Source organism: Catenibacterium sp. GCM10023432, assembly GCF_042651925.1.
Lineage (GTDB): Bacteria > Bacillota_I > Bacilli_A > Erysipelotrichales > Coprobacillaceae > Catenibacterium > Catenibacterium mitsuoka.
The window spans coordinates 21,451-27,450 of record NZ_JBHSEB010000059.1 but is presented as its reverse complement, the minus strand read 5'-3'; the positions used below and the strand labels follow the sequence as shown (position 1 = coordinate 27,450).

Here is a 6,000-nt window from a genome sequence, read left to right as displayed (position 1 = left end):
GGGGTGAGCATCACCCCATACTACGTGATAATTAAAATTTGGGAAACCCCTAGTTATTTTAAATTACCTATAATAGTTCAGACTTGGATACTTACACTATAAACTTCGTACCTCTTCTGGAATAATCACTCTATTTTTATCATCCACAATTTCTTTATTCTCTATTTCTATAAGTTTGATCATCTTTTGACACCATTCAACTTGCTGTGCTTCTATGCCAACCTGAAAGAAATGATTATAGAGCTGCTGTCTGATAAACGCATAGGAGTCAGTATTGATATGCTTAAAACAGAGGCGTGTGCCTTTATAAAGTAAACCAATTGCTTGATTATAACAGCACAATTCAAAGTAAATATTGGCGCAAGGAATAATCACATCCTCAATTTTCTGTAAATCAGTTGGAATTATAACATTGGATAACTCTAGTGCATCTTCGATAAATACTTCTGCCATATCTTTGTCATCTTGTACCAACGCATAATACCAGGCACATACTAAATAATACTGCAATCGAACATCCGCATATTCCGTTGTATTCTCTATGATTATTTTCTTTGCGTTAGTAATCAGCTTATCGATTTTTCTTATCGTACCTCGATTACTTCGCATCAAAATTGTGGCTTTCGCCAAAATATTTTTTACATACAAATAATTGATATCATAAGAAATATTTTGTTTAGAATAGAATAATGTTTTTTCAATAGCGTCAAGCATCTTATTGAGTACTCGTTCTTCATCTTGATTGTCTGTATCATAAAAGCCATCAAGAAGAATATCATAATACTCAGAAAGCATATTATAGTAAATTGCATAAGCTTCTTTCCTATGGAAACAGCTTGATGCTTTTTTAGCGCGTACTAGTATATCCTGCATACCTTCTAGATCTTCGTTATTGGCAGAAATTGAGAAAATCAATTCATAAATCTGCATAATCACAACAGCATCTAGTCTCATTTTATGCATAGAGTCTTCATCTTGCTCAATAGACTTAATATAATCTGAAAGAATTCTGCTTGTTTCAAAGTCATCTCTATAATGAGGCATATTGAGTAAGACTACAACCTGCAGGTTCGTGAATAGATCTGTATCACAAATCACTTTCTCTCTTTGACATTGTTTAATAATGCCTTCAGCTAAATAGAGTAATTTTGTTAGTTTTTCAATGTCTGCAGGAGATTCATCTTTAATTCGTGCATATCTTTCTTGGTTTACCTTCCCAATAAGACCTTTTTGCCACTTATATAGTTTATTGATTATCCATTTACCTTTTAATGACTCTGATATAAGTTTCTTAGGATAATTATTCTTTGTGGATTCTAAATAAATTTCTATATAGAAATATGTTAAGAACTGTCTAACAGCATAAATAGAATCATTTGTCCATTCCCAACGATGCACAGCTTCTTGAATCACATTGTTCATTGAAACCATATCTCTAGAAATAGTAATCCAGCCATCTTTAATTAACTCATTTAAATCATCTTTAGACTCAAGTTGCATAATTCTCTGAAATATATTTATCTCTATTCCTTCATCGCCAACCAAAGAGAGCACCTTCAGTAAGACCTTCTTTTGTGAAGAAAGCATATTTGTGACAAATAATGCATCTATGATATGTCCAATCGTATCACTTATTTGTTTACTATCTCTTTCGTAATCCACCTTCTCAGTCGCAATTGTAGAAAAACCATTCTCAATTGTAAGAGCTGCAGCACTAGAAATAGTTATATGACTATTCGCAATCTGTTTCGCAATTAATTCTAGAATAAGCGTATGATTCTCAATACTATTGAGTATACGTTTAAAGTCATCTAGCTCATATGCTTCAATAGAACGTCCAAGATGGGCTTCAAATATATGTATTAAAGCATTCCACTCTGTTATCGCAGAAAGTTCCACTTTTAGACAATTTGAATAAGAAGGTAACTTACGCGTTAAGAGAATAATTCTTAATCCTGTAGAAAGAAGTGCAATTAAATCATCATCCATCTCACCTGTAAAATTATCAATGACTAAAATCGCGGAAGTACCTCTTACAAGTTCACGTATCTTTTGAACTTTTTTATCAAAGTATCTGATGGGCGTTTTATTTTCTTCATCTTGTCTTAATGTGTTTATTTCAATATTCATGTCATTGGATATAGTTTCTTCAATACTGTCCTTATAATAGACATACAGAACTGTATCAAACTTCTCACGATAACGTGCGAGATATTCTTTAATAAAGGTACTCTTACCAATACCACCCATACCTGATATAAATAAACAATTATAATTTGGATTTAATAGAAGACTATCTAATTCTTTAAACTCCTGTTCACGTCCATAAAAGATTTGCGGCTTTATAATATGAGTAGAATAAATACGTGGTATTAAAGGGTCAGCATACTTCTCAATTATTGATAATTGATCTAATACTTCCTCCATATTTTGATATCTATCTGCATAATAAACAGCTAATGTATTATGAAAGAAATGACATAAAGAACTCAATAATCGATCATCACATTGATGATAGACATATTGTATTTTTGAGAAATCATATACAGCATCTATTTCACAGTCAGGTACAGTAGGTGTATGACCAAACAAAAGATAAAACAATAATGCACCTACACTATAAACGTCTGTATGTGGTCCTAGTCGTTTGATTTTTGAAGTCTGTAACTCAATAGGTGCAAAACCTTTAGTATAAGATAGTCTGATATCACTTGGTTGATTTACTTTTTTCCATTCAAAAAGCGAATTAAAGTCAAATAGCTGAACTTGCTTTTGATATCCATCAACAATCAAAACATTATCAGGTTTGATATCTAAATATAGATATCCCATCTTGTGAATATTACCTAAAACATAAACAACCTGTTTAATGAGTGTAATACATTCTTTTAAATTCACTGGTTTATAAGCAGCTAATGTATTCTCAGAAGAATAGGCAGATAAGATATAAGATGTACCATTTTGATTAAATACATCCAATTGATTTGTCATGGATGAATAGTTATCACCTGAATAGAATAACCTATTTGTATGTGAAAAATCACAGCGGAATTGTTTCTGTCCTTTTTGAAAAGAATCCATATCATGTACTGATGGAACTAGTTCATTATTATTACGAGAAATATGAAGTTTGTAAGGGTAAAACTCCTTTATTCTATATAGTGTTTGATCACCTGTATCAGTGATACGAACTGCTTCATATACAATGCAGGATCCTCCACGCCCAATTTCATTTTTTATAATACAATGAATCATTTCACCACTATCATTAGATAAACAAAGCGGAGTATTTGGTTTCAATGCAATTCTGTGATCCATAAGTTCACCACCTTTTATTATTATAAATAGATTATAATTCAAGGTTTATTCGATTAGGTTTTATTATTACACCATTAATTCTCAGCAGCTTCCGCAAATACTTCTCCCATATAATATCTAAACGCAAATAAAGGATTATCATAGTCTTTTAATGCCCACATAAAGAGCCAATCATAAGGATTACCAATATATAATTCTGGATAACCTGCACCGAGTAGTCGTGCATTGATCATATCTAGACATCTTTCAAAATCATTGTCTTCTACTATATTGGAATCTCGTTTTTTTCTAATAATTCGTTTTGCCCAATAAGTATAGAAAACAAGAAAAATAAGCATCTTTCTAATTATTTCATCCTTGCCAACTAGTTCTTCACGAAGTAACTTGTCAATGTTTTGTCTGTTTGGAAAACAGTATTCAGCCTTTAATGGCATGAGTCTATTATCAGATAATACAGAAGTCAATGAACGATCATATTTAATCGAAAACTCACTTTCTTGATAATTTCTGAACCCCATTATTTGAGAAAAGATAGTCCAAGTAGATGCATGAGGATTCGCAATTACATAGTCATCTTCTTGTTCCTGCTTATTTTTAAATATATTATAACTATCAATCACAGTACCTTCCTGTACTGCAAGTCCATCTTCTTTAGAAATATCATTCCAAAGATTTCTAATATATTTTAGAGCAGTGACATTATTATAACGAAATTCATCTATATTCTCTGTGATATAGTGTATCAATTCTTCTTTATCCTCAATGTTGTTGAGGTTTTCAATAATAGCACCTGTGTAAAGGACATCACAATCTGGAAGTTTTTTCATCTTTTTAGGTATAGGAATACTATGAATCATCTCTTGTGCTTCATCATATGAAAGACCTTTTCTCATACAGAAATAATAAACTGCTTCATTTATAGTATGATAATCAAACCCACGTTCAAACTGAACGCATCTAAAAAAGTCTTTTGTTTCATCAACATCTAAACCTAAAGCAAAACAGATCTGAAAAGCAGTTTTACGAGAAATCTTCCTATTGGGTACAAACAAATCACGAGGTAGTTTTATATGCACTGCTTTGAACTTATCACGTAAAAACTCTACCTTTGCAGGTGTATCAGATAAATCACCTGTATATCCATGTTCTTTAATAAAAGATGTAAATGCTTCATCAAATCCACGAAACAGTGTAGCAACTTCAAGTAATCTTTCTTCATAGTTATCATCATCTAATAGTAGTTCTTCAGCTTTTTTATCAAGTAATTCTGTATATTGAGTCATATTTTCTTTTTCCCTTCATAAGTAATCTTATAAATAATTGTATAACGTATATATGTACATTACAACAAAGCACAAAAAAACCTTAATTTACATCAAGGTTCATAGGCTAGAAGGATTCACAAGCATAAAGTAAAACTTTTATTTATTATCTTATCTGCATTCAAATCATTTATATTTACAATTTTAACCATTCTTCAATATCAATTATTTTTACACCTTCATACTGATATTCATCATGATGTGTGTTAGCCAATAAGATTTTAGGATATGCATCTTGTATTTCTAATAGTGAAGTAACTTCTCTATCGAAAGTTTTCTGATTCGAAATATCATCACTTACTTGAAAATAAATCTTCTCATTTTGTTTTATAGCCACAAAATCAACTTCTTTTTTGTAAAGTTTACCAACATAAACTTCATACCCTCTTCTAAGCAATTCAATCGCAACGATATTTTCATATACTCTGCCATAGTCCATGTTTTTTGTTCCTATAATAGCATATCTGAAAGAATGGTCAGACAAATAATACTTATCATTTGTTGCCAAACATTTTTTCCCTTTTATATCATACCTTCTAGCTTTATAAAACAAGTGTGAATCTTTCAAATATTGCATATACAATTTTATAGTCTTATCTGTTATTTTAATATTAGCAATTGCTAATGATTTAGATATATTATTAGCTGATGTCAAAGAACTAATGTTATCCATCATAAAGTACGCTAAATCATGAATAACTTCCTTGTTTCTTATCGAATATTTATTAGTTATGTCCTTTATAATAAGCGTCTCAAAAACATCTCGTATATATTTATACTTATCATCTTTTTCACGATAAAGCAAAGTTCCAGGCATTCCACCTTCTCTCACGTATCTATCAAGTGAATACTGCCCATCATAATATTTTAGACATTCTTTATAAGAAAAAGGAAATACTTCTATTTCATACGTTCTACCGGTAAATAAAGTAGCCAAATCACTACTTAATAGAAATGCATTCGAACCAGTAATATAAATATCATATTTCATACTACTATGTAGACTATTTATGACTTTCTCAAAGCCACTGCACATTTGAACTTCATCTATGCATACATAATTATTCTTGTTAGATTTATATTGACCTTCTATATAATTATTTAATGCCTGGTATTCTAAATACGGCTCTGCACTTAAAGAATTGAAATCAACAAAAATAATATTCGCGTCTTTATCAGTTTGATTTATATATTCCATAAATTGTAGTAACAGACATGATTTTCCAGATCTTCTAATACCCGTAATCACTTTAATATCAGGAGTTCCAATTACATTAATAATTTTTGTTAATTAGTTTCTTTCTAAAAGTTTCATTTTATTCACCCATATATATTCGTAAAGTCTATAACACGAAAAAAA

The 6,000-nt window shown here is 30.5% G+C and carries 3 protein-coding genes; all 3 read right to left on the bottom strand.

The annotated features are described in order from the left end of the window. Positions 1 to 96: 96 nt before the first annotated feature. Complete coding sequence (locus ACFOZZ_RS08245) at positions 97 to 3,318, bottom strand: protein kinase domain-containing protein (RefSeq protein WP_376815062.1); 3,222 nt, start codon at positions 3,316 to 3,318, stop codon at positions 97 to 99. A 74-nt stretch (positions 3,319 to 3,392) separates the two neighbouring features. Then, positions 3,393 to 4,601: a hypothetical protein gene (locus tag ACFOZZ_RS08240; protein WP_329967269.1), complete on the bottom strand. Its 1,209-nt coding sequence runs from the start codon at positions 4,599 to 4,601 to the stop codon at positions 3,393 to 3,395. Positions 4,602 to 4,776: 175 nt separating this feature from the next. Next, on the bottom strand, positions 4,777 to 5,910 hold the full coding sequence (locus ACFOZZ_RS08235) for an ATP-binding protein (protein ID WP_376815063.1): 1,134 nt from the start codon (positions 5,908 to 5,910) through the stop codon (positions 4,777 to 4,779). Between the last annotated feature and the right edge of the window lie 90 nt (positions 5,911 to 6,000).

What these genes read in the sequence shown, in the direction of transcription:
- ACFOZZ_RS08240 (WP_329967269.1), bottom strand. Translation starts at nt 4,601, where the DNA reads ATGACTCAATATACAGAATTACTTGATAAAAAAGCTGAAGAACTACTA.
- ACFOZZ_RS08245 (WP_376815062.1), bottom strand. Translation starts at nt 3,318, where the DNA reads ATGGATCACAGAATTGCATTGAAACCAAATACTCCGCTTTGTTTATCT.